The organism is Corynebacterium sp. Marseille-P4321 (assembly GCF_903645305.1).
GTDB lineage: Bacteria > Actinomycetota > Actinomycetes > Mycobacteriales > Mycobacteriaceae > Corynebacterium.
In genome coordinates, this window is the sequence record NZ_CAHJXO010000003.1 from 315,430 (window position 1) to 339,113 (window position 23,684).

At 64.9% G+C, this 23,684-nt stretch carries 18 protein-coding genes, 1 tRNA gene and 1 pseudogene; 14 read left to right on the forward strand and 6 right to left on the reverse strand.

The window, feature by feature from the left end; translation table 11 throughout:
• Window positions 1-288: 288 nt before the first annotated feature.
• The 11 genes and pseudogenes from HWX32_RS09925 to HWX32_RS09975 all read left to right on the forward strand — a co-directional run bounded on the left by HWX32_RS09925 (window position 289) and on the right by HWX32_RS09975 (window position 12,981).
• Entirely contained in the window at window positions 289-1,380 is a 1,092-nt protein-coding gene (locus HWX32_RS09925) for an alpha/beta hydrolase family protein (protein WP_175935722.1), read from the forward strand.
• Window positions 1,381-3,302, forward strand: a pseudogene (locus HWX32_RS09930) (prolyl oligopeptidase family protein).
• A 99-nt stretch (window positions 3,303-3,401) separates the two neighbouring features.
• Window positions 3,402-4,802 carry an HNH endonuclease signature motif containing protein gene (locus HWX32_RS09935; RefSeq protein WP_075469115.1) on the forward strand — a complete coding sequence of 467 codons (1,401 nt, stop codon included), beginning with the start codon at window positions 3,402-3,404 and terminating at the stop codon, window positions 4,800-4,802.
• Between the two features lie 15 nt (window positions 4,803-4,817).
• Window positions 4,818-6,026 carry a hypothetical protein gene (locus HWX32_RS09940; RefSeq protein ID WP_368485908.1) on the forward strand — a complete coding sequence of 403 codons (1,209 nt, stop codon included), beginning with the start codon at window positions 4,818-4,820 and terminating at the stop codon, window positions 6,024-6,026.
• A gap of 6 nt (window positions 6,027-6,032) precedes the next feature.
• Complete coding sequence (gene rfbB / locus HWX32_RS09945; RefSeq protein ID WP_175935724.1) at window positions 6,033-7,007, forward strand: dTDP-glucose 4,6-dehydratase; 975 nt, start codon at window positions 6,033-6,035, stop codon at window positions 7,005-7,007.
• Between the two features lies 1 nt (window position 7,008).
• Window positions 7,009-8,316, forward strand: a complete 1,308-nt coding sequence (locus HWX32_RS09950; RefSeq protein WP_254868401.1) for a sugar nucleotide-binding protein — start codon at window positions 7,009-7,011, stop codon at window positions 8,314-8,316.
• A 2-nt stretch (window positions 8,317-8,318) separates the two neighbouring features.
• Complete coding sequence (rfbA, locus tag HWX32_RS09955; RefSeq protein WP_175935726.1) at window positions 8,319-9,182, forward strand: glucose-1-phosphate thymidylyltransferase RfbA; 864 nt, start codon at window positions 8,319-8,321, stop codon at window positions 9,180-9,182.
• 3 nt (window positions 9,183-9,185) lie between these two features.
• A complete protein-coding gene (locus tag HWX32_RS09960) occupies window positions 9,186-9,998 on the forward strand; it encodes a glycosyltransferase (RefSeq protein ID WP_175935727.1) in 813 nt (270 codons plus the stop codon).
• A gap of 14 nt (window positions 9,999-10,012) precedes the next feature.
• Entirely contained in the window at window positions 10,013-10,714 is a 702-nt protein-coding gene (locus HWX32_RS09965) for a glycosyltransferase family 2 protein (RefSeq protein ID WP_175935728.1), read from the forward strand.
• A complete protein-coding gene (locus HWX32_RS09970; RefSeq protein WP_175935729.1) occupies window positions 10,711-11,067 on the forward strand; it encodes a DUF2304 domain-containing protein in 357 nt (118 codons plus the stop codon). The genes HWX32_RS09965 and HWX32_RS09970 overlap by 4 nt, the downstream gene beginning before the upstream one ends.
• Before the next feature lie 54 nt (window positions 11,068-11,121).
• Entirely contained in the window at window positions 11,122-12,981 is a 1,860-nt protein-coding gene (locus HWX32_RS09975; RefSeq protein ID WP_175935730.1) for a CAP domain-containing protein, read from the forward strand.
• A 4-nt stretch (window positions 12,982-12,985) separates the two neighbouring features.
• On the opposite strand, the gene HWX32_RS09980 is transcribed toward HWX32_RS09975, so the two are convergent.
• Genes HWX32_RS09980 through HWX32_RS09990 form a run of 3 tightly spaced genes read right to left on the reverse strand, consistent with a single transcriptional unit; the run spans window position 12,986 to window position 15,552 of the window.
• Window positions 12,986-13,606, reverse strand: coding sequence for an MBL fold metallo-hydrolase (locus HWX32_RS09980; RefSeq protein WP_075469107.1), 621 nt, complete (start codon window positions 13,604-13,606; stop codon window positions 12,986-12,988).
• Entirely contained in the window at window positions 13,606-14,703 is a 1,098-nt protein-coding gene (locus tag HWX32_RS09985; protein ID WP_175935731.1) for an S-(hydroxymethyl)mycothiol dehydrogenase, read from the reverse strand. The genes HWX32_RS09980 and HWX32_RS09985 overlap by 1 nt, the downstream gene beginning before the upstream one ends.
• A 15-nt stretch (window positions 14,704-14,718) precedes the next feature.
• Window positions 14,719-15,552: a GDSL-type esterase/lipase family protein gene (locus HWX32_RS09990; RefSeq protein ID WP_175935732.1), complete on the reverse strand. Its 834-nt coding sequence runs from the start codon at window positions 15,550-15,552 to the stop codon at window positions 14,719-14,721.
• 157 nt (window positions 15,553-15,709) lie between these two features.
• Here HWX32_RS09990 and HWX32_RS09995 point away from each other — a divergent pair, with 157 nt between their 5' ends.
• Both HWX32_RS09995 and HWX32_RS10000 read left to right on the forward strand, forming a co-directional pair.
• On the forward strand, window positions 15,710-17,305 hold the full coding sequence (locus HWX32_RS09995) for an AMP-binding protein (protein WP_254868402.1): 1,596 nt from the start codon (window positions 15,710-15,712) through the stop codon (window positions 17,303-17,305).
• A gap of 23 nt (window positions 17,306-17,328) precedes the next feature.
• Window positions 17,329-17,781 (forward strand): DUF4442 domain-containing protein, encoded by a 453-nt coding sequence (locus HWX32_RS10000; RefSeq protein WP_175935734.1) that lies wholly within the window; start codon window positions 17,329-17,331, stop codon window positions 17,779-17,781.
• On the opposite strand, the gene HWX32_RS10005 is transcribed toward HWX32_RS10000, so the two are convergent.
• Both HWX32_RS10005 and HWX32_RS10010 read right to left on the reverse strand, forming a co-directional pair.
• Window positions 17,781-17,853, reverse strand: a tRNA-Thr gene (locus HWX32_RS10005). The genes HWX32_RS10000 and HWX32_RS10005 overlap by 1 nt on opposite strands.
• Window positions 17,854-17,935: 82 nt before the next feature.
• Window positions 17,936-19,150, reverse strand: a complete 1,215-nt coding sequence (locus HWX32_RS10010; RefSeq protein WP_175935735.1) for a DNA polymerase III subunit delta' — start codon at window positions 19,148-19,150, stop codon at window positions 17,936-17,938.
• Window positions 19,151-19,201: 51 nt separating this feature from the next.
• On the opposite strand from HWX32_RS10010, the gene HWX32_RS10015 reads away from it, so the two are divergent.
• Complete coding sequence (locus HWX32_RS10015) at window positions 19,202-20,725, forward strand: adenylate/guanylate cyclase domain-containing protein (RefSeq protein ID WP_175935736.1); 1,524 nt, start codon at window positions 19,202-19,204, stop codon at window positions 20,723-20,725.
• Window positions 20,726-20,741: 16 nt separating this feature from the next.
• On the opposite strand, the gene topA is transcribed toward HWX32_RS10015, so the two are convergent.
• The gene (gene topA, locus HWX32_RS10020; protein ID WP_175935737.1) at window positions 20,742-23,636 is read right to left on the reverse strand and encodes a type I DNA topoisomerase; all 2,895 of its coding nucleotides are present in this window, start codon (window positions 23,634-23,636) and stop codon (window positions 20,742-20,744) included.
• Between the last annotated feature and the right edge of the window lie 48 nt (window positions 23,637-23,684).

The window sequence follows — 23,684 nt, forward strand, 5'->3', positions numbered from 1 at the left end:
ATCGCGCCTTTTTGCTTGGGTTCTCTGGGGTTTCCTGAGCCTTAGAACATGCCCAGGTTGAATGCGATGGTGGAAGACATCGAGGAGCCAGCGTGGATAACCTGGCCGAGGACCTCGTTGATTTGCAGCTGGATTGCTTCGATCGGGTTCACGGGAAAGCCTTTCGCTAGAGGGGGTGGGGGCAGACAACGTACGTCACGCTGGCAACTACCGTAACGTACGATAACTTGCCGTACCGTACAATGCCGCATGAATGCAGGCAAGACCGGCGAAAGGACAGCGTTTCCCATGAAGCACCTGAAATCGGCGATTGTCGCCGCAGTCACCGCGACGGCGCTCGCCCTCGCACCCGTCGCGACGGCGGTTCCGCAGCCTGCCGGCGTTGTGAAGACGTGGGATGCTCCCTCCAGCCCACCCCTGGTAACCAACACCGGCACGCCTCAGGGCTGGGTGAAGCAGGTGGACCACAGGAACCTGCTGTCGTTTAAGGTCTTCTCACCTTCGATGAAGCGCGACATCCCCGTCGCCGTCATCCCCGCCACCGACGCGGCCGGTAAGCGCGTGCAGAAGGCGCCGACGCTCTACTTGCTCAACGGCGCAGGTGGTGCGGAGCAAGACCAGGACTGGGTCAACATGGCTACCACCGTGAAGTTCTTCCAGGGCAAGCGCGTCAACGTGGTGATCCCGCAGGCTGGCGCGTTCTCCTATTACACGGACTGGGTGGACAACAACCTGAACACCCCGTATCTGAAGGGCCCGCAGAAGTGGGAGACGTTTCTAACCAAGGAGCTGCCCGGCCCCATCGAACGCACGATGAATGCAAACGACAAGCGTGCTATCGCCGGGTTCTCCATGTCCGGCACGTCCGCTCTTGTGCTGCCGCAACACAACCCCGGCATGTACAAGGCCGCTGCCTCCTTCTCTGGCTGCGCCGCCACTAGCTCCCCGCACGCCTACAACTACGCGCGTCTGACCGTGAACCGCGGCGGTGCGCAGCCGGAGCAGATGTGGGGCCCGATGGGCGGCAAGTACAACCGCTACAACGACGCGCTGCTCGGCGCCGAAAAGCTGCGTGGCACGAAGCTGTACATCTCCACCGCGACGGGGCTGGCGGGCCGCCAGGATCAGGTCTCTTACCTGGTGGGACTGGGGTTGCAGCCAGCCGCGGCGCAGCTGAACTCGGCAATCCTGCAGGTTGAGGGCGGTGTCATTGAGGCCGCGATCAACCAGTGCACGCACGACCTGCGCGCGAAGCTGGAGGGCCTGAAGATCCCGGCGCACTACGAGTTCCGCAACGTGGGCACCCACTCCTGGTCCTACTGGCGCACCGACGTGGAAAAGGCGTGGGCCACCACGCTGAAGCCGGCACTGGGCGTGTAAATGCGCTCGATCGCACCGCAGCTTCTCGACGAAATCTCCGGCCCCGACGCCCTCGCCTGGGCGAGCGAGTGGTCGACTGCCACCGAGGCAAAGCTGGAAAGCGCCGAACTGCGGGAGCGTATCCGCGCGTCACTAGACGCGCAGGACAAGATCCCGTAGGTGCGCCGACGCGGGGAGTACCTGTATAACTTCTGGCGCGACGCAGACCACCCGCGGGGCCTGTGGCGTCGCACCACCTCCGAGGGTTTCGAATCTGGGGAATGGGAGGTGGCTTTAGACGTCGATAAGCTTGCTGCCTCAGAGGGCGAGGACTGGGTGTGGAAGGCGCCGCCGTGCTACCTCTGACCTGGGACAGGGCGCTCGTGTACCTTTCGCGCGGCGGGGCTGATGCGACGGTGGTGCGCGAGTTCGATTTAAAAAACGGGCGTTTTTTGGAAGACGGGTTCTGCGTGCCCGAGGCGAAGACATCCGTGAGTTGGGTGGACCGCGACACCATCCTGGTGGGCACCGACGAGGGCGAGGGGTCGCTCACCGAATCCGGCTACCCGATGCGGGTGAGCCGGTGGACCAGGGCGGGCGAAAAAACGGCCCTTTTTTCGGGCGAGCCTTCTGACGTGGCCGTATCCGGATCTTACGACCCCACCCCGGGCTACGAGCGCATAGTGATCGAGCGGGCCTTGGACTTCTACAACTCGCGCACCTGGGTCGACGGCGTGGAGCTCGAGCTGCCCACGGACTGCGATGCGATCCCCCATGGGCCGTGGCTGTTCATTCAACCACGCACCACCTACGGCGACGTGCCGGCGGGTGCGCTGGCGGTGGTCGAGCTAGAGGCGTTCCTTGGAGGGTCGCGCGAGTTCACGGTGCTGGAATCAGATGCCACTGTCGAGCAGATCGCGTTCACGAAGCACCACCTGCTGCTGACGTGCCTGGTGGATGTGGCGACGCGCATTTACCGCATCGAGTTGGGTACCTGGCAGCGCGAAGAGATTGCGCTGCCCGATGCTGCGGCGGCCCACGTAGTGGCCACAAGCGCGCTCGACGGCGACGAGACTTGGATCGCCGCCTCCAGCTTCACCACCCCAACCACCCTGCTTCGCGACGGCGAGCCGGTGAAGCAAGCGTCTTCGCACTTTGACACGTCCGGCTTGGAAACGCGTCAGCACTGGGCTACCTCGGCAGACGGGACGCGGATCCCCTACTTCATCACCGGCACCTTCGACGGGGAGACGCACCCGACGCTGGTGGGCGGATACGGCGGCTTCGAGGTCTCGCTCACCCCGGGGTTCTCAAACGTGCGGGGCATGGCGTGGCTGGAAAAAGGGCGGTTTTTTGTGCAGCCGAACCTGCGCGGCGGCGGCGAGTTCGGGCCCGAATGGCACACGCAGGTGGTGAAGACGAACCGGCACAAAGTGTGGGAGGACCACAAAGCGGTGCTGGAGGACCTGGTGGCGCGCGGGTACGCGAAGCCGGAGCAGATCGCGATTCGCGGCGGATCCAACGGCGGCCTGCTCACCGCCGGGGCGCTCACGCAGTACCCGCAGGCGTTCGGCGCGGCCGTAGTGCAGGTGCCACTGACGGACATGCTGCGCTACCACACGCTATCTGCCGGCGCGTCCTGGATGGCGGAGTACGGTGACCCGGGCGATGCGGTTGAGCGCGCCGCTATTGAACGCTGGTCGCCGCTGCACAACGTGCGTACCGAGCCTGCGTATCCCCCGGCGTTGGTCACCACTTCCACCCGCGACGACCGCGTGCACCCGGCCCACGCCCGCACGTTCGCGCTGGCGTTGCACGAGGCGGGCCAGCCGGTGGACTACTTTGAGAACACAGCGGGCGGGCACGCGGGGGCGGCTGACAACGACCAGGTGGCCCGTGTGGAAGCGATGATCTATACCTGGATTGAGCAGCACATCGCTTAACTGCGTTTTCGCTGGTCAGGAACGCGTCGGCGCGTGCTATATCGTGTGCATTCACACACTCATTCCGCTTAATTTACGCACGCACCCACGGGGGACACCATGCAAGGCCCGCACTTCCTTATCCAGGTAGAAGATAACCCGACGGCCAGCGCCGCTCGCGCCATCGTCGCCGCCGAGTACGCCATGTTTTCGCGCTTCGCACACGAGGATTTCGGCAGTTACGACTACGAAGAGACGGTGATGCACCTGTCGAAGATGTCGGGCCGGGGCAAGGTGCGTTCCGACGCCGGCCTGTTCTCCTACGTGCGGTTGCACGACCTGCCGGGTTTGCGCGCGCTGCAGGATGAGCACATGCTTCTCGACGTCCAAAGGTTAGAAACCGTCGACTCAACACTTCACCTCCTCGGCGTCGACCCGGATCCGGCACATCTCGAAGCGGCTGACAAGCTGCTGGTGGACTTATTCACCCCGAAGCGACCGCGACAGGAACTCCCCGGCCCGACCACCATCACCCGCAGGTTGAGGGCGCTTATCGCACGCCTGAACCCAGACACGGATTTCGACCCGAAGAAGCGCAAGGAACGCGAGGAGAAGGCCCGTGGCAAAGATGAGGTCACGCAGGTCAACTTCTACGACCATCACGACGGCCAGCAGCTCAAAGCGGGCATGGAGGTGGACACGGACCCGGTGGTGATGGAGACCTTCAAGGCCCGGGCAGAATCGGTGGCGAGGGAGGAGAAGGTGTCGGTGGCGGAAGCCGTCGAAAAGCTGCTGTGCGGCGAGAGCGACCCGAAGATCACCCTCTACGCTTTCACCCCGCTGGACGAAACGGGCAAGCGCATCGCCGGCACTCCGTTCTACCTGCGCGGGTGCGGGTGGACGGACGCGGACGGCACGGCGCGGCTCGAGGAGATGGCGGACCGCGCGAAGCGGGTCCCGCTGGACGGGGAGCAGGACGCGGTGACCGATGCGTACAAACCGACCCAGACCATGCGGGCGTACGTCGAGGCGCGTGACGGGACCTGCATCTACCCGGGTTGCGGGCGCGATGCGAGCGGCTGCCAACTCGACCACCGCATCCCCTTCGAAGCGGGCGGGCCCACCACACCGGGCAATTTGTTCGCACTATGCCAAAAGCATCACAACATGAAGACCGATAAGTCGGCGTTCTACATCCCCGACCCGGCCACGGGTGAGATCGTGTGGCTTTTCGGGGACGGCACGTACCAAATCGTGCAGCCCGAGGGGATGTTGTACGAGATGACCACGCCGCTGAACCCGCGGTGGGCGTCCACACTCGACCGACGTAAAGACGCGAAGGCGAAAAACACACAGTTTTTCGCAATGGGCCACAAGCTTCTGGACGATTACCGCATCCACCGCGACCGGGAACGCTGCGAACGAGAGATCGCACAGCTGGAGCACGACCACGGCAAAGAATTCGGCTTCGAGCCGGACGACCTGTTCCGCCCGCTGGACCGCATCTCGGAGCTTCTGTAGCCGCCCTGCACTAAGATGCCGGGGGTGAAACACCTGTCCCTGGCCACCATCTTCGCGGCACTCAGTGGCTTCGTGCTGATGTGGGTGGCCACGTGGGGGCTGGACGTCGAGACGGGTGAGTACCGCTATTTCTCCGCGTTTTGGGGCTTGTTTTTTGCCAGCGCCGGGCTTATCGACGGCATCACGCACGAAACCACACGCGCCGTCGCCTCTTCCCGCGAGACTGGCGTGAAAGGCTCCGCGAACCCGTGGAAACTCGGCGCGTTGGCGGCCGCGTTGACCACGCTGGCGGTCGTTGCCGTCGGGGTGTTTGCGATGCGGGTGTTGGTGCCGCCCTCCCCTGGGCTGGCCACCACGCTTTTGGTGTTCGGCCTGGTGAGCTACATCTTCCAGGCGGTGCTGTCGGGCATTTTGTCCGGGGTGAACTTGTGGAGCCAGTACGCCTCGCTGGTGGCCCTGGACTCGGGGTTGCGCCTCGCGCTCGCGCTTGTGGCGTGGGCGTTCGGGTGGGGCCTGCCCGCGTTTCTGGCTATCACGGTGTTGGGCGCGGTGAGCTGGTGCGTTGTTCTTAGCGCTTCTCCGGTGGCGCGGGTGAACATCCGGGTTGCGCTGGATGTGGACCGGGAGGCGTTTGTGCGCCGGGTGGTCTCGGCGATGTTGGCGTCGGGGGCCTCGGCGGCGATGATCACCGGGTTCCCCACTGCGGTCAGTGCGGCGTTTCCGGATACGCCGGCGGTGTCGTTGACGGTCAGCGCGGTGAATAACGCGGTGATGCTCACTCGCGCGCCGGTGCTCGTGCCGTTGCAGCGTTTCCAGTCGGCGCTCGTGGTCCGTTTTGTAGAGCAGCGCGACCGTGTGCACAGGGCGCTCGCGGGCCCGGTGGCGGCGGTTCTGGCGTTGGGTGCCGTGGGGTTTGTCGCGGCGTGGGCGTTGGGCCCGTGGATCTTGTCGGTGGCGTTCCCGCCCGAAATGGCGATGCCGGGGTTGCAGCTGGGTCTGCTCACACTCGCGTCGGCGTTCATGGGCGCGTTGATGATCACGGGTGTTGCGACACTGTCGCTGGAGCGCCACCCGTGGTACGTAGCAGGGTGGATCGTGGCCGGTGCTGTGTCGTTTGGCCTGTTGTTCCTCAGCCCGTGGGGGGTGACCACGGCGGTGATCGTCGCCCTCTACGCCGGCCCGCTCGCGGGTGCGCTGGTGCACGTCGCGGGCCTTGTAAGGTAGGCGGGCATGGAAAGGATGCTGGTCACGGGCGGCGCGGGGTTCATCGGCTCGAACTTCGTGCGCAGGGCGTGCGGGTTGTACGAGATCACGGTGGTGGACAGCCTCACGTACGCGGGCAACAGGGCGAATTTGGACGGGTTGGACGTCAAGTTCGTCGAGGGGGATATTTCGGAGCAATTGCTTATCGACGACCTCACGGCCCACAACGACATCATCGTGCACTTCGCCGCTGAGTCCCACAACGACAATTCGCTGGAAAATCCGGCCGTTTTTCTCCACACGAATATCGGCGGCACGTTCACGCTGCTGGAGGCGGCCCGTAAGCACGGGAAGCGCTTCCACCACATTTCCACCGACGAGGTGTTCGGCGACTTGCCGCTCGGCGGCGACGACAAGTTCACGGAGGAGACTGCGTACAACCCTTCTTCGCCCTACTCGGCGACGAAGGCAGGCTCGGACCACCTGGTGCGGGCTTGGATCCGTTCGTTCGGGCTGAACGCGACGATCTCGAACTGCTCCAACAACTTCGGCCCGTACCAGCACATTGAGAAGTTCATCCCGCGCCAGGTGACCAACCTCATCGACGGGCGCCCGGCGAAGCTGTACGGCGACGGGCTACAGGTGCGCGACTGGATCCACGTCGACGACCACAACGACGCGGTACTCACCATCCTCGAGCGCGGCCGTGCGGGCGAGACGTACAACATCGGGGCGGACAACGACCACATCACGAACAAGCAAGTGGTGGAGATGCTCTGCGAGCTCATGGGCGGCACCTACGAGCACGTCACCGATCGGCCGGGCCACGACCAGCGCTACGCCATGGATGCCACAAAACTACGCCGCGAGCTCGGCTGGGCACCGAAGAAAGACTTCCGCGAGGGGCTTGCCGAAACGGTTGAGTGGTACCGCGCCAACGAGTGGTGGTGGAGGCCGGGCAAGGATGACGTCGAAAAGCAATATGCGCAAAGGGGACAGTGACATGATCGCAGGCCTTGAGGTGCACGACCTTACGCTGCACGAGGACAACCGCGGCTGGTTCAAGGAAAACTGGGCCGGGCAGGTGCTCGTGCCGCGGCAGCAGAACGTGAGCTTTAATGCCCGGCGCGGGGCGACACGCGGCATGCACGCAGAGCCGTGGGACAAGTGGGTCTCGGTGGCGAGCGGGCGCGTGTACGGCGCGTGGGTGGACATGCGCGAGGGCTCCGAAACCTACGGGGAGACGTTCGGCTGCGAGATCGGGCCCGAGACCGCAGTGTTCGTCCCGCGCGGGGTGGCGAACGGTTTCCAGGCGCTCGAGGACAACACCACCTACATTTACCTGGTGAATCAGCGGTATGCGCCCGGCGGCGCGTTCTGCTCCTACCGCGAAATCGATTGGCCGCTGCAGCCGACGGAGCTCTCGGAGAAAGACCTCGCGCACCCCATGCTCGCCGACGCGGAACCGATGCCGCCGCGCAAGATCCTGGTCACCGGCGCTGGCGGTCAGCTGGGGAAGGCCCTGCAGAAGGTGTGGGACGAAAAAACGGCCGATTTTTTCACCCGCGCAGAGTTCGACATCACCGATGCACCCGACCTGGACTTTTCGCGGTACTGGGCCATCGTGAACTGCGCCGCCTACAACGACGTCAACGGCGCGGAGCAGAACCGCGCGACCGCCTGGTCGGTGAACGCGGACGCGCCGGCGGGCTTGGCGCGCCTCGCCAACGAGCACGACCTGACCTTGGTGCACGTCTCCTCCGACTACATCTTCGACGGCACCGTTGAAACCCACACCGAGGACGAGCCCGCCTCCCCGCTGTCCGCGTACGGCGCCTCCAAGGCCGCCGGCGACACCGCGGCGCAGGTGGCGCGCAAGCACTACGTGGTGCGCACAAGCTGGGTGTTCGGCGACGGCCCGAACTTCATGGCCACGATGTCGCAGCTCGCCCGGCGCGGCGTCTCCCCGAAAGTGGTCTCCGACCAGCGCGGCCGCCCCACCAGCGCCGAGGATCTGGCCAAGGGCATCGCGCACCTGCTTGCATCGGGCGCGGAGTACGGCGTGTACAACATCACCTCCGACGGCGACACCGCCTCCCGCGACGAGATCGCCGGTGCGGTGTTCATCGGCATGGGCTGCGACCCCTCCGACGTGCACCCGGTGACCACCGAGCAGTACGGTGCCGAGTTCGGCGCGGAGGCGCCCCGCCCGAAGGAATCCACGCTCAGCCTGGACAAGATAAAAAACGCCGGTTTTTCCCCGAGTAACTGGCGGGCTGCCCTGGCGATCTACCTGGCTACACTGTCGTAGACATGAAGGGCATCATCCTCGCGGGCGGCTCGGGCACGCGCCTCTACCCCATCACGAAGGGCATTTCGAAGCAGCTCATGCCCATCTACGACAAGCCGATGATCTACTACCCGCTGTCCACCCTCATCAGCGCCGGCATCCGCGAGGTCCTGATCATCACCACGCCCGAAGATCGGGCGAATTTTGAGCGATTGCTTGGCGACGGCTCCCGCTTCGGCATCATGCTCCACTACGCCGAGCAGCCCAAGCCGGAGGGGCTGGCCCAAGCCTTCATCATCGGCGAGGACTTCATTGGCGAGGACTCGGTGGCCTTGGTGCTCGGCGACAACATCTTCGACGGCTCCGGTCTGTCCAACATCCTCGGAGAAATCCGCAACGTCGACGGCGGCGCGATCTTCGCCTACGAGGTGTCCGACCCCCAGCGCTACGGCGTGGTGGAGTTCGCCCCCGACGGCACGGCGTTATCCATCGAGGAGAAGCCGGCCGACCCGAAGTCCAACTTCGCGGTGGTGGGTCTGTACTTTTTCGACAACGCAGTGGTGGAGATCGCGAAGACGATCGAGCCGAGCGCCCGCGGCGAGCTTGAAATCACCAGCGTGAACGAGGCCTACCTGAACCAGGGGCGCCTCAAGGTGCACCGCCTCCACCGCGGGGACGTGTGGCTGGATACAGGCACCATCGACTCGATGAGCGAGGCCAGCTCCTACGTCGAGGTGCTGCAGAAACGCACCGGCACGGTGATCGGCTCTCCAGAGGTAGCGGCGTACCGCGAGGGCTTCATCGACGCGGACCAACTCGTGCGCCTAGGTAACGAGGTGCTGAAGTCCGGCTACGGCCGCTACCTCATCGACGCGGCGAGGGACTAGCTCATGAGCACCATAGCCGCGCTGATCACCGCCTATCGCGGCACGGACCCGGCGGATCTGAAGCGCGCTCTCGACTCGATCGCGGGGCAAACAAGGCCCGCGGACGACATCGTGATCGTGCTTGACGGCCCCGTGGCGGAGGGGGTGGAGGTTGTGGTGCGGAGCTTCGTCGATAAGCAAAAAAATGCCCGTTTTTTGCGCCTGCCTGAAAATGTGGGGTCCGGCAGGGCGTCGCAGGCGGGCCTGGAGACGATCGACGCGGAGTTCGTGGCGCGGCTCGACTCCGATGACGTGGCGAAACCCGAGCGATTCGAAAAACAGGCCGTTTTTCTCAACGAGCATCCGGACGTTGCCGCCGTGGGGACCGCCGTGGAGGAATTCGCGCGCGAGCCGGGTGATTCCGGCACGATCCGCGCGCTGCCTGAGGATCCGTCGTGCTACGCGAGGATGAATTCGCCGTTGAATAATCCGTCGGTGATGATGCGCACTGCTGCAATCAAGAGAGCCGGCGGGTACCTCGACGTGCATTTCATGGAGGATTACGACCTGTTCGCGCGCTTGCTTCGCGACGGCTGGCGCCTACACAACCTCCCCGAACCCCTCACCTACTTCCGAGTCGACGACGCGCAGTTCGCACGCCGCACCGGCCGCGAGATGTTCGCCTCAGAGCGCCACATGCAGCGCAACCTTGTGCGCTACGGGATTGTGTCGAAACCGCGGGCGGTGCTGAACTTCGCGCTGCGCTCGGCGTACCGGCTCCTGCCCACCGGGCTGCTCAAGCGCGCCTACGGTGTGCTGTTCCACCGCCCGGGGTAATCTCTCCTTCTGACATGAGCGATCACCGCGAAGCGTTCGCAGATACCTGGCTGATCGTGCCTTGCTACAACGAGGGCACGGTCATTTTCGACGTGCTCTCAAACGCCCGCGAGACGTTCCCCAACATCGTGGCCGTCAACGACGGCTCGAAGGATAACTCCTCCGAGCAGATTCACGCGGCCGGGGCGCACCTGGTGAACCACCCGGTGAACCTGGGTCAGGGGGCGGCGATCCAAACCGGCGTGGAGTACGCCCGCGCCCACAAAAACGCGCGTTTTTTCGTGACCTTCGACGCGGACGGCCAACACCAAGTCAAAGACGTGGTGCGCATGGTGGAGCGGCTGCGCGCCGAGCCGTTGGACATCATCGTGGGCACGCGCTTCGCGGGCCAGGACAACTCGCAGGTTCCCTGGCTGAAGCGGCTGGTGCTAAAAACCGTCGTTTTTCTGTCGCCGCGCACGAGGCGACTCGGGCTTTCCGACGCCCATAACGGCCTGCGCGTCTTCAACCGCAGGGTGGCCGAGGAGATGAACATCCGGATGAACGGAATGTCGCACGCCTCGGAGATTGTGGCGATGATCGACAAACTCGGCTGGCGCGTGGACGAAGAGCCGGTGGACATCTTGTACACCGAGTACTCCATGAGCAAGGGACAGTCGCTGATCAACGGCGTGAACATCCTCGCCGACGGGCTCGTGGCAAGGAGGCTCCCGTGATCCAAGCGTTGCTGCTGCTGGCGATTGTCGCGCTGGCCGCCTACTTCTTTATCAACCGCCGCAAGGCGAACGCGAAGGCGTGGGTGAAAGTCGGGTTCGTGGTGATGATGCTCGCCGCGGTGTGGGCGATCGCAAGGCCTGACGACGTCACCGTCCTGGCGAACTGGCTCGGCGTCGATAGGGGCACCGACCTGATGCTTTACGTGCTCATCATCGCGTTCTTCTTCACCACGGTGTCCACGTGGACGCGCTTCCGCGAGCAGGAGCTGCGGTACGCGCGCTTAGCGCGGGCGGTCGCGCTGCAGAACGCGGTAGCCCCGGGGGAGGAGCCGAAGGACCCAGCCCACCCTTAGCAGCACCCTTGGGATATGTTTATTACTAGGTAAATGTTTCCCGGAAGGATCCTCATGGCTGTCTCCCGTTTCACCTCTTCCGCAGTCGCTCTCGCGCTCGCCGCGAGTGTTGTCGCACCTGTCCCCGCGCGCGCCCAGGTAATCAGCGACACTGCCTCCGCAACCGTCCACACCACTTTCACCCAGTGGCAAAACGACCGTGACAATGCGCGCGCCGCACTCGACGGCGCCACCGCCGACGCCGACCAGGCCCGCGCCGATCTCGCCACCGCCGAAGAATCGCTCGCAAATGCGCGAGCCGAGTTGGACACGGCTGAGGAGAGGGTGCGTGCTGCTGAACAGGCCGTGGCGAAGCAGCAGCGCGACAACCAGTCCGCCTTCGAGGCAGAATTGACCCGACTGCGCGAGGAGCACGCCGCCGCAACCACGGAGAAAGCAGAGGCGGAAGCCCAGCTTGCCCGCGCCGAAGCAGCACTGCGGGACGCTACAGATGCCGCAGCGGCGGCACGCGAGGAGAAAGCGCGCCAGGAATCGGCGGTGGCGGAGTTTGACAGGCGGCTCGACGAGCTCGCCGGAACCATCATCGGCAAAGGAAACGAGCGGGATGCGCAAAGCGCTTGGCAGACGTTTTTCGCAAACCACCAATTCACCCAGATCGAGTACCAGCGTCTGTGTGCTCAGGCAATCCTGGAGATGGTGAACGAGTACCGCATCGCGAACGGACTTGCGCCACTGCGCACGCACGTGCGCTACAACGTCCAGGCAGAAGGCTATAGCCGCGAGATGTCGCGCCTTGATATTTTCGAGCACTCTGACAAGCAGAAGTGGGGTTACTCGGGAGAAAACATTGCCCTGCTCGGGTACTACGACCCGGAGAGCATGACCTCCGACGACTGGGGGAAGCTCGCGGAGAGGTTCTTCAATGGGTGGCGCAACTCTCCCGGGCACAACCAGAACATGCTCGAGTCGATTTTCCAAGGCATCGGGATGGGTGTGGACATCGATCAAAAGGGGGCCTTCCGAGCGACGACCATGTTCTTTATCGAAGACACAAAACTCACCAACGGCAGTTTCTACAACCAGTCCCCTGCCACCACTACAGCGTTGCGTTCCGAGTACCCCCACTACTACGCCAGCGGGGCGAAGGAGCTTCTCGGCCTCGGGGACTGGACTGCACCGCGCGACCCCAACGGTGCGATGGTGGACAACGCCAAGATCCTGGGGGGCAAAGCTGCCCAGATGCGAAAGGTGCAGGGCCTCAACACGGACTTCGACCGGCGCGTGGACATGTCGCACGCCGCGAATCCGGCGAAGGCTGCTGAGTATGGAGCAAGAGTCGACCGCCTCAATGGCGAGATTGGGTCACTGTCGCGCGGTTACGCCGATCTCCTGGCCGAACGCGAGACAGCGCAACAGCGGCTTGATACAGCGACTGAACACGAGCGCGAAACCGCCACCGGTGTCGAGCGGGCAAACACGGAACTTGCGCAGGCTCGCAGCAGCGTGGAAGCATCAATTACCCGCCTCAACCGTGCAGACACAGCCTCACAGAACGCGCCGAGTGCTCCGAACCCCGTCGCCCCAGCACTCTTCGACGAGCGGGATGCTGCACGGGACGCGCTTCCCGGAGCTCGCGATGCCGTCGAAGCCGCACGTCAGACGGTCGAAGAAAAAACCGCCGTTTTTTCTGATGCTGAAACCGCCCAGGCTGAGGCATTGGAAGCCTTCAACGCCATCACGGCGAACGAGCCGCAACGCCCCTCACCAACCACTCCTACAAGCCCGACCAACCCGCAGCCCGACAACAACCCGAGTGGCAGTTCCGTCGGCACGGTTATCGGCGTGATTGTCGCGGTCCTCGCGGTGCTCGGCCTGCTGGCGGTCCTGTCGGGCCAGCTGAGCATCCAGTTCTAGCCCGCTAGTACCCCCGCCGGATCCATTCCTCGAGGTGCGGGGCTTCCTCGCCGATGGTGGTGTGGTCGCCGTGGCCGGTGCGCACGACCGTCTCCGCTGGCAGGTCGAGCACCGACTTCCGCAGGGAGTGGATGATGGTGTCGAAGGACGAGAACGAACGCCCCGTAGCTCCCGGCCCGCCCTGGAAGAGGGTGTCGCCGGAGAAGAGCTCGCCCGCCTCCTCGGCGTAGAGCACGACGGAGCCGGGCGAGTGCCCCGGGGTGGAGAGCACTTTGAGGTCGGTGCCGGCGATGGTGAATACCTGGCCGTCGGTAAGCGGCAGGTAGTGGGCGTCCGGGTTTTCGCGCTGCCACAAGAATCCGTCGGTGGGGTGCAGGTACACGGGGGCGTCGACAAGCTTGGAAAGCTCCGGCGCGGCGTCGATGTGGTCGGAATGGCCGTGGGTCGCGATGATGCCCTTCACCTTGCGCGAGCCGACCGCCTCGGCGATGGCTTCGGCGTTGTGCGCTGCATCGATGATGTACACCTCGCGCTCGTCGCCCACGATCCACACGTTGTTGTCCACCTCCCATTCGCCGCCGTCGAGCTTGAACAGGCCGGAGGTGACTACATTTTCAATACGCATTAGAACTCCACAACACTGCGCAGCACGTCGCCGCGCTTCATCTTGGCAAAAGCTTCTTCAATGTCCGCGATGCCGATGCGCTCGGAGACGAACTCGCCGAGCGGGAACCGGCCCTGCATGTGCAGGTCGACGAACGCGGGGAAGTCGCGCTCGGGCAGGCAGTCGCCGTACCAGGCGGGTTTGATGGAGCCGCCGCGGGAGTACAGGTCGATCGCGGGGATGTCTACGTGGTCGGTCTGGTTGGGCACGCCGACCATCACCATCCGCCCGGCGAGGTCGCGCGAGTAGAACGCCTGGCGCCACGTGGGCTGGATGCCCACAGCGTCGATGGATACGTCGACGCCGAAGCCGTCGGTGAGTTCGCGCACGCGCTCGATGACTTCGTCCTCGCTCATGTCCTTCGCGCAGATGGCGTCGGTTGCACCGAATGTTTCGGTCGCGGCATCGCACTTTCGCTTATCGACGTCAACCGCCACCACCTTCGTCGCGCCCGCGAGCACAGCACCCGCCACCGCGGCCAGGCCTACTCCGCCGAGGCCGAACACGGCAACAGAATCGCCGCGCTGCACCGCTCCGGTGTTCACCGCAGCGCCTAGGCCGGCCATGATGCCGCAGCCGAGCAGGCCCGCAGCCGCCGGGTCCTCGTCCGGGTTCACCTTGGTGCACTGCTTTTCGTGCACCAGCGTCTTCTCGGCGAAGGAGCCGATGCCGAGGGCGGGGGTGAGCTCGGTGCCGTCGTCAAGCGTCATGCTCTGCGAGGCGTTGAAGGTGTCGAAGCAGTTCTTCAGGTCGCCCTTGCGGCAGGCGCGGCACTGGCCGCAGACTGCGCGCCAGTTCAGCACGACGAAATCGCCGACCTCGACGTGGGTGACCTCCGAGCCGACCTGGTCGACGATACCTGCGGTTTCGTGGCCGAGGAGGAACGGGTACGCGTCCTCGATGTCGCCGTCGCGGTACGCTAGGTCGGTGTGGCACACGCCGGTGGCCTGAACTTTCACCACTACGTCGTTTGGGCCGGGGTCGGGGATGACGATGTCTACAACCTCAACCTCGGCACCTTTGGTTCTGGCAATGACTCCTTGCACTGTTTGTGTCATGCCGCCCCAGGGTAGTTAGGAACGCGCGATCACGTTCGCCACGTGCTCGTGGCCGCGCTGGTTCACGTGGACCGGAAGGTTGCCCGGCCCGCCGTAGAAGTCGACGAGCCCGGCCCACATGCGCTTGTCGTCCGGGGCGCACATGTTGTTGTGCCAGGTGGACGGTTTCAGGTCGAGGAATTCGACGCCTGTTGCGCGGGCGAGGTCCACCTGGGCCCACTGGATCATGTCTTCCCAGTGCACCAGCGGTGCGAACGGTGTGGTGTCGGAGACGTTCGGCGCGATGTGGAACAGGCAGGCGTTGCCGTTAGACGTGATCTTCGGGTAGCCCACGATCTGGATGCGCGCGTTGGGCGCGGCGGCGCGGATCCGGCGGACCTGCGGCGCCATGGCGTTGACCCAGTCGCGGCGGAAGGTGGGGGTGTCGCGGCCGTCGCGGTGGTAGGTGTCGTTGAAACCTGTGGTGATGATTACGCGTTGGGTGGCCGGGCTCAGCCCGCGGTCGTTGACGGCGCGGGTGACCTGCGATGCGAACTGCGGCCCCTTCTGGATGGAGACGGTGCCGGTGCAGGAGTAGTCGCGCGCGGGCATGCCGAGTTTGGCGGCCGAGCGCTTGCCCCAGTTGGTGGGGCTGGTGGGGCACCAATTCGTCACGTCGGAGAAGCCGCGCGGGTCGAGACCCAGCTTCCCACGGGCCCACTGTGGCCCACTTGGGTCGGAGACGACAGAGTCACCGAGGATGACCATGTTGCGTTCCTGCGCCTCCGCGGCCGGCGCTACCAGTCCGACGCTGGCGAGAACGGATGCTGCTGCGGCTACGACTGCGGCGACTTTACGGCGGGTGAGCATGTGGAACCTTCCTTACCTTCCCTGGACCTCTCTCGGCCTACTTCGTTGCCCTAAAGTTTTGTCGGAATGTTACTTTAAACCGTTTTTTCCATGTCGCAACATAAGGCTCAGGAGTCACATGCGCTACTTTAATCAAATGCGCCCAACCCAACGCCCTATGTTTTTGGCGAGATCCTTCGCCCGGTTCGTCCCCGCGGTGCTCCGCTCGGGCCTCGTCAGCCTTGAAGGCAGCCCACGCGCCGCGGCGCAGCTCGTCCCCAACCTCACCAGGTACTGGTTCACCACCGCCCGCGAGATCGAGCAGGGTGCGGCGGCTGTGCCGGATCGCATTGCGCTTATCGACGACGACGGGGCACTGCCCTACCGCCAACTCCGATACGACGCCCGCGCCTTGGCGAAGTGGCTGATCGGCCTCGCCGAGCGGGAGGCATTCGACGAGCTACGCATCGGCGTGATGGCCCGCAACGGCCGCGGAATCATCCTGCCCCTCGGCGCGAAGGGCTACACCGGTGGGCACATCTTCCTGCTCAACATCGGCTCGTCGACAGAGCAACTGCGCGGCATCATCGCAGAAAACCGCATCAACGTGCTGTTCATCGACGACGAGTTCGCCGACCGCATTCCAGATGTCGACGTGACGGTGGTGCGCGCCCACGTCGATAATGGTGCTGGCCTATCCATCGCAGACATCGTCAAAGCGCCGCCGTGCGACGCAGCCCTGCCCCGCTTCCCGAAGCACGGCAATATGGTGCTCATGTCCTCGGGCACCACCGGCATTCCAAAGGGCATCCTGCGTCCCGAGCCGCGCCTGCCGTTCGTCATCGCGGGCTACCTGGATGCCATCCCGTGGCGCGCCGGCGACACCGTGCAGCTTTCCGCCTCCATCTTCCACACCTGGGGCTGGTCGGCGCTGCAGGTTGCGTTGGCCACGCGTTCCACGATTGTCACGCGCCGCGTCTTCGACCCGGAAGCTTGCTTCGCGCAGATCCAGGATTTCCGCTGCGACGGGCTGATCTCCTCCCCGATCTTCTTCAAGCAGATGCTCGACTTGGAGGGCAACGAGCGCTTCGACACGTCGAGCCTGCGCTACCTCGCCACCGCCGGCAACGCCGTCACCCCGGCGCTGCTGCGTCGCACGACGCAGCGCTTCGGCCCCATCCTGGCCAACGTCTACGGCTCAACCGAGCTCGCACTCGCCGCGGCCGCCTCGCCGCAGCAAATGCAGGCAGACCCCACCACGGTGGGCAAGGTGCCGCCGGGCACAGTGCTGAAGCTTTTCGACGAGCACGGCAACGAAGTCCCCACCGGAAAAACCGGCCGAATTTTCCTACACAACGAAACTGCGCTGAAGGGCTACACGAATCCGAACACCGAGATCGTGGAAATCGACGGCCTGGTGGAGATGGGCGACCTCGGCTACTTCGACGAGCAAGGCTTCCTCCATGTGCAGTCGCGCAGCGACGACATGATCATCGTCGGCGGCGAGAACGTCCACCCGCAGTCCGTCACCGAGGTCCTCGACGACATGCCGGGCATCCACGAGGTGTACGCCCATGGCGTGGACGATCCGGACACGTTCAAGCGCATCGCGGTATGGGTGGTAAAAAACGCCGAAATTTCGGCCGATGAGGTCCGCGACTGGGTTCGCTCCCGCCTCGCGGATCATTCCGTACCCCGGGACGTGCACTTTATCGACGAGCTGCCGCGCAACGCCGTCGGCAAAGTCGTGCCCCGCTTCCTACCCGGTATTTAGCCCAGTATCTAAACTTTGGGTTCATGAAGCTCTCCCCCGCTTTCCTCCGCCGGTTCATGTGGCTGTGGCCCCCGTTTTTCGGGGCGGGCGTGCGCGTGCGCGAGTTCGCTGACGACGGCTCCCGCGTCGTCGTCACGCACAAGCCCAACCTGCTCACCCAAAACGGCGTGGGCACCGCTTTCGGCGGCACGATGATGGCTATGACGGACCCGTTCTACATGCTCGCCTCAATGGCGCGGCTCGGCGGCGGCTACAACATATGGGACGCGGGCGCCGAGGTGGACTTCGTGAAACCCGGCCGCGGGCGCCTCACCGCGGAAATGACCATCGACGACGCCACCTACGACCTCATCAAAGAGCGCACCGCGGACGGCTCGAAGTACTTCCACTGGTTCGAAACCGACATCGTGGACGAGGAGGACGACACCGTCGCGCACGTGCGCCGGCGCGTGTACTACCGTCAGAAACGAAAATGAGCCACCTGCGAGAATCGAACTCGCGACCTTCTCATTACGAGTGAGATGCTCTACCGACTGAGCTAAGGTGGCCGGACAGCGCTAGAAGGCTGTACCGAACAGCAAGCTTAAACTAGGCCCCCTGCATGTGTGAAACCGGCTGTTCAGGGCCGGTTCACTTGGCGTTGCAGGCGAGCCGGATCCGGCCGAGCATCCCGTTGAACGCCACCATGGGTAACACGTTTTGCCCGAGGCGCTCACGGCACTGGCTGATCGCGTCGAGGCACTCGGTGAGCCCTTCGGCGCTGACGCGTTCTGCGATCTCGCGGGCGAGGCCTTCGAAGTCTGGGTGGGTCAGCGGCACGGACGCCCCAGATTGGACCACCAAAGCGTCGCGGTACACCCCGGCCAGATCCACGAGCACGAGGTCGAAGACGTCACGCTTGCGGCGCGTTCCGCGCCTCTTCTGTTCGTCCTCGAGCTGCTTCACCGACGAAGCCACGCCACGCAGCGCCTTGGCCGCACCCTTCCCCTTCGCGCCCGCGCCTAAGGCTTCCTCGAGCTTGCGGCGTTCGGCGGCGTCGTCCGCAGCGTAGGCCTCCACGGCCTCCTTCTCCGCCGCCTTGATCAGCGCCCCCACTTCTTGGAACGCGCGGGCGCCGGCGAAGACCGACTCGGCGAGGTTGATCGCCATCGCGCGCCGGATCTGGGACTGGTTGGGCTTGTTGTCCTCGCCCATTCGCACGAGCCTGCGGGCCCGGCCGACGTGGCACATCGTGGTCGCGGCGGCGAGGCGAGCGTCCGATTCGCTTGCGCCTTCTTCCTCCGTGAGAATGCGGACCACCTCGTCCACCGAGGGCGCGGGGATGTACAGGTGGCGGCAGCGCGAGCGCAGCGTCTGCGAGAAGTCCTCCGGGTCGTCGGAGGGCGCGCACAGGATGATCACGGTGTGCTCGGGCGGTTCCTCCACTGTCTTGAGCAGCGCATCCGCGGCGCGCGTGTGGAGGCGGTCCGCGTTTTCGATGATGACCACGCGCCACGGGGCCACCGTCGGCAAGCGTGCTGCGTCCCGGACAATCTCGCGGGCGTAATCCACACTGATAAACAGCCCACGAGGCACGACCCGCACTACATCCGTGTGCCGCCCGGCGAGCGCGTCGCGGCACGCCTTGCATTCACCGCAGCCGACCACGTCGGGGTTTTCGCACACGAGCGCCGCCGCGAACGCGAGCGCCGCGTTCGACCGCCCGGACCCGGGTGGGCCGGTGAACAGCCAGGCGTGGGTCATCGCGTAACCGCCTTCACCCCTGGTTGCCGTGGCCGCGGACATGATGGTCTCGCGCACGGCGGGGGTATCGGCAAGGCGCTCGCTTACGCTGCGGGTAGTCACGAACGTACAGCGTACTCGGGCGCACGACGTGAACCGCTAAGGTGATACACCATGGATAGATTCTGGCGCGGGCTGAAGTGGCTCAGGGGCACCTCGTGGCCCCTGTACGCCGCGACCGTGCTGGGCACCAACCTCGCAGGCGCGATCGCCTGCATGGTGTTTATCCGCTACTTCATCCCCATGGAAGAGGTGGACCAGCTAGGCCTCGACGGCCAGCTCGGGCTGATCGGCATCGGGTACGCGGCCGCAGCCGTCCTCGTCGGCACCGTGGTGACTTTCTTCCTGTTCCGGCCGGTGTTGGAGTGGCAGCGCAGCCCCGACGACCACGACCCGAACATGGTCCGCCACCTGGTCATGCGGCTGCCGGTGTTACAGACCATCATCGTGGTGGCGGTGTGGGTAATAGGCATCGCGATTGTCACGGCAGCCGCAGTGCGTGTCGACACCCGATTGAGTCTCGTCGTCCTGATCACCACGGGGCTGACCTGCTTCGTCATGGCCGTGCTGACATACCTGCAGGCGGAGCGCCTCGTGCGCCCGATCGCCGCCGAGGCGCTCGCGCGGCGCTTCGAGGACTCCACGCTGCAGCCGCCGATCAAGTCCCGGCTCTACCTCACTTGGTTCACCACTTCCGCCGTGCCGATGGTCGGCGTGCTTCTGCTCACCCGCGCCCAGGCCCACGGCTTTTTCACGGGCCACGTCGGCGAGCTCACCCCGGCAATCGCGGCACTCATCGTCGCCGGGCTGGCTACAGGCCTGATGGGCACGATGTTCGCTGTGATGAGCGTGGTGGACCCCATCCGCGAGCTGCAGGGCGCCATCATGCGCGTGCGCCGCGGCGAGGGCGATGCACAGGTGGACATTTACGACGGCTCCGAGATCGGCGTCCTCCAAGCCGGCTTCAACGAGATGATGCGTGGCCTCGGCGACCGCCAGCGCGTGCGCGACATCTTCGGCAAGTACGTCGGCGCGGAGGTGGCGCAGAAAGCGCTCGAGGAACGACTGGAGCTCGGCGGCGAGGACCGCAAGGTGGCAGTGTTGTTTATCGACGTCATCGGCTCGACCACCTACGCCGTGAACCACACCCCGGAAGAGGTTGTGGAAGCACTCAATGAGTTCTTCGACGTGGTGGTTGAGGTTGTGCACCGCAACAAGGGCGTGATTAACAAGTTCCAGGGCGATGCGGCACTCGCGGTGTTCGGGGCGCCAGTCGCGCTTCACGACGCAGCCTCGCACGCCCTGCAAACCGCCCGCGAACTGCAGGACGAACTCTCCGAGCTCGAGCTGAAGGCCGGCATCGGTGTGGCCTCCGGGCACGTGGTGGCCGGCCACATCGGCGGCTCCGACCGTTTCGAGTACACCGTCATCGGCGACGCGGTCAACGGCGCCGCACGCCTCACAGAGATGGCGAAGGATACGCCGGGGCTTGTGCTCACCAACGCGGCGACCCTGCGCGCCGCTAACGAGGTTGAGCAGCAGCGCTGGACGCTGATGAAGTCGGTGGAGCTGCGCGGCCGCGGCAAGATGACCCAGCTGGCGCGCCCGGTGCGCTCCACCATGGCCGACCGGGCTTAAACGCCGCGCCAAAAAACTAGCGTTTTTTCGCCTTCACGACGCGCTTGGTGGTCTGGCGCGGCCGCTTTGCCGTCTTCTTCACGGTCTTCTTCGCAGCTTTCTTGGTGGCCTTCTTCTTGGCGGTCTTCTTCGCCTTCTTCGGCCCGTCCTCAGCCTCGCGTGCGCGGCGTGCCGAAAGCAGCTCGTTGGCGCGCTCGTCCGTCACCGTCTCCGGGGTGTCGCCGCGCTGCAGCGAGGCGTTCGTCTCACCGTCGGTGACGTACGGACCGAAGCGGCCGTCCTTAATGCTCATGGGCTTGCCGGAGACGTCGTTGTCGCCCAGCATCTTCAACGGCGGCTTCGCGGCGGCGCGGCCGCGGCGCTTCGGCTCGGCGTAGATCCGGCGCGCCTCCTCAAGCGTGATGCTGAAGATCTGGTCCTCGCTGGCCAGCGAGCGCGAATCCTCGCCCTTCTTCAGGTACGGGCCGTAGCGGCCGTTCTGGGCGGTGATCACTTCCCCATCGGCCGGGTCCACGCCCACTTCGCGTGGCAGGGAGAGCAGCTGCATCGCCTCGTCGAAGGTGACGGTGGCGGGCTCCATGCTGGAAAACAGGGAGGCGGTGGCGGGTTTCAGCTGCTCGTCGACAAGCTCGTTGATGCGCTTTTCCTTCGCGGCGGTGGCCGTCTTGGTCTCCCAGTTCTTCGCCCGCTTGCCTTCCTCGGCGCGCTGGGCGTCCTCCGCTGCGCGCTCCTCGGCTACGATTTCTTCGGCGCGGGCCTCGGCGACGGCGCGCTCGTCGTCACGCACAAGCTCCGTGACGTACGGGCCGAAGCGGCCCTCCTTCGCCACGATCGTGCGCCCGTTGGCGGGGTTTTGCCCCAGCTCGCGGCCGGATTGCGGGGTGGCGAAGAGTTTCTCCGCCATCTCCAGGGTGATCTCGTCCGGGGTGGCGGATTCCGGCAGGTTGGCGCGCTGGTACTCCGGCTCGCCGCCCTTTTCGCCCACCACGCGTTCGATGTAGGGGCCGTAGCGGCCTACTCGGACGACCACGGCACGGCCTTGGGCGTCGTCGAAAAGCTTCAGCGAATTCGCCTGACGTGCGTCGATGTGCTCGAGGTTGTCCTCGATCATGTGCTTTAGCCCGCCGCGCTTCGCAACGGCCTCGGCCATCGATTCCTTCGCGTCGGCGTCGCCGAAGTAGAAGCCGGAGAGCCACTCGGTGCGGTTCTCGTTGCCGTGGGCGATTTCGTCGAGCTCGTCCTCCATGGAGGAGGTGAAGTCGTAGTCCACCAGCGCGTCGAAGTTGTTTTCCAATAGCCCCACGACGGAGAACGCGACCCAGCTTGGCACCAGCGCGTTGCCGCGGGTGACCACGTAGCCGCGGTCCTGGATGGTTTTGATGATGCTGGCGTACGTCGACGGGCGGCCGATGCCAAGCTCTTCCATCTTCTTCACCAGGCTCGCCTCGGTGTAGCGCGCCGGCGGGTTCGTGGTGTGGCCGTCAGCCGTGACGTTTTTGGTGTCCAGCTGGTCGCCCTCGGCGAGCTGTGGCAGGCGCGTCTCCTTGTCGTTGGAGTCGGAGTAGGCGCGCAGCCAGCCCGGGAAGGTCACGGTGCGTCCCGTGGCGGCGAACTCGCAGGGGGTGCCGTCGGCGGAACCGAGCAAGGTCAGCTTCATCGAGGTCCCGCGGGCGTCTTCCATCTGGGAGGCGACGGTGCGCTGCCAGATCAGCTCGTAGAGCTTGAACTCCTCCGCGTCGAGCGACCCGGCGAGTTGGCCGGGGGTGGCGAAGCGCTCGCCAGCCGGGCGGATGGCCTCGTGGGCCTCCTGCGAGTTCTTCACCTTGCGGTCGTAGATGCGCGGCGATTTCGTGACGTATTCATTGCCGTACAGCTCCCGCGCCGCCGAGCGCGCGGCGTCCAGGCCCTGCTTCGACAGCGAAGTCGAGTCGGTACGCATGTAGGTGATGTGACCGTTTTCGTACAGGCGCTGCGCGATGCGCATAGTGCGCGCGGAGGTGAAGTGCAGCTTGCGCCCCGCCTCCTGCTGCAGGGTAGAGGTCATAAACGGCGCGTAGGGCTTGCGGGAGTACGGCTTTTCCTCCACCCCGGAAACTTGCATGGGGGCGGTTCCCAAACCGTCGACAAGCGCATGCGCATATTGCTTATCGACGACTACCGCATCGGACTTCAACCTCCCCCTGTCATCGAAGTCGCGGCCCTGCGCGATGCGTTTGCCGTCGACGGTGACCAGGCGGGCAGAAAAATCCTCTGTTTTTCCTGACTGCGGCGTCAGCTCCGCGGTCAGGTCCCAGTACTCCGCCGGGATGAACGCCATGCGCTCGCGCTCGCGCTCCACGATCACGCGGGTGGCCACGGATTGGACGCGTCCGGCGGAAAGGCGCGGCATGACCTTCTTCCACAGCACCGGGGAAACTTCGTAGCCGTAGAGACGGTCGAGGATGCGGCGGGTCTCCTGTGCATCCACCAGGTCCATGTCCAGCTCGCGGGTGTTTTCGGCGGCTTCGCGGATGGCGGATTCGGTGATCTCGTTGAACACCATGCGCTCCACCGGAACCTTGGGCTTCAGGGTTTCCAGCAGGTGCCAGGCGATCGCTTCGCCTTCGCGGTCCGGGTCTGTGGCGAGCAGGAGCTTGTCCGCGTCCTTCAGCTTCGCCTTGAGGTCCGCGACCTTTTTCTTCTTGTCGGTGGACACGACGTAAATCGGGGAGAAGCCGTCCTCCGGGTTCACGCCGAGTTTCGCCCAGGGCTCTTTCTTGTACTTGGCGGGGATGTCCGCGGCGCGGCCGGGAAGGTCGCGGATGTGGCCGACGGAGGCCTCGACAATATAGTCGTCGCCCAGGTATTTCTGGATCTTTTTCGCCTTCGTCGCGGACTCCACGATCACTAGCGTCTTACCGCTGGCAGCCACGTCTTAACGACCCCTCTTTACTCGCGTGCAAAACTCACTCTTTCTTAT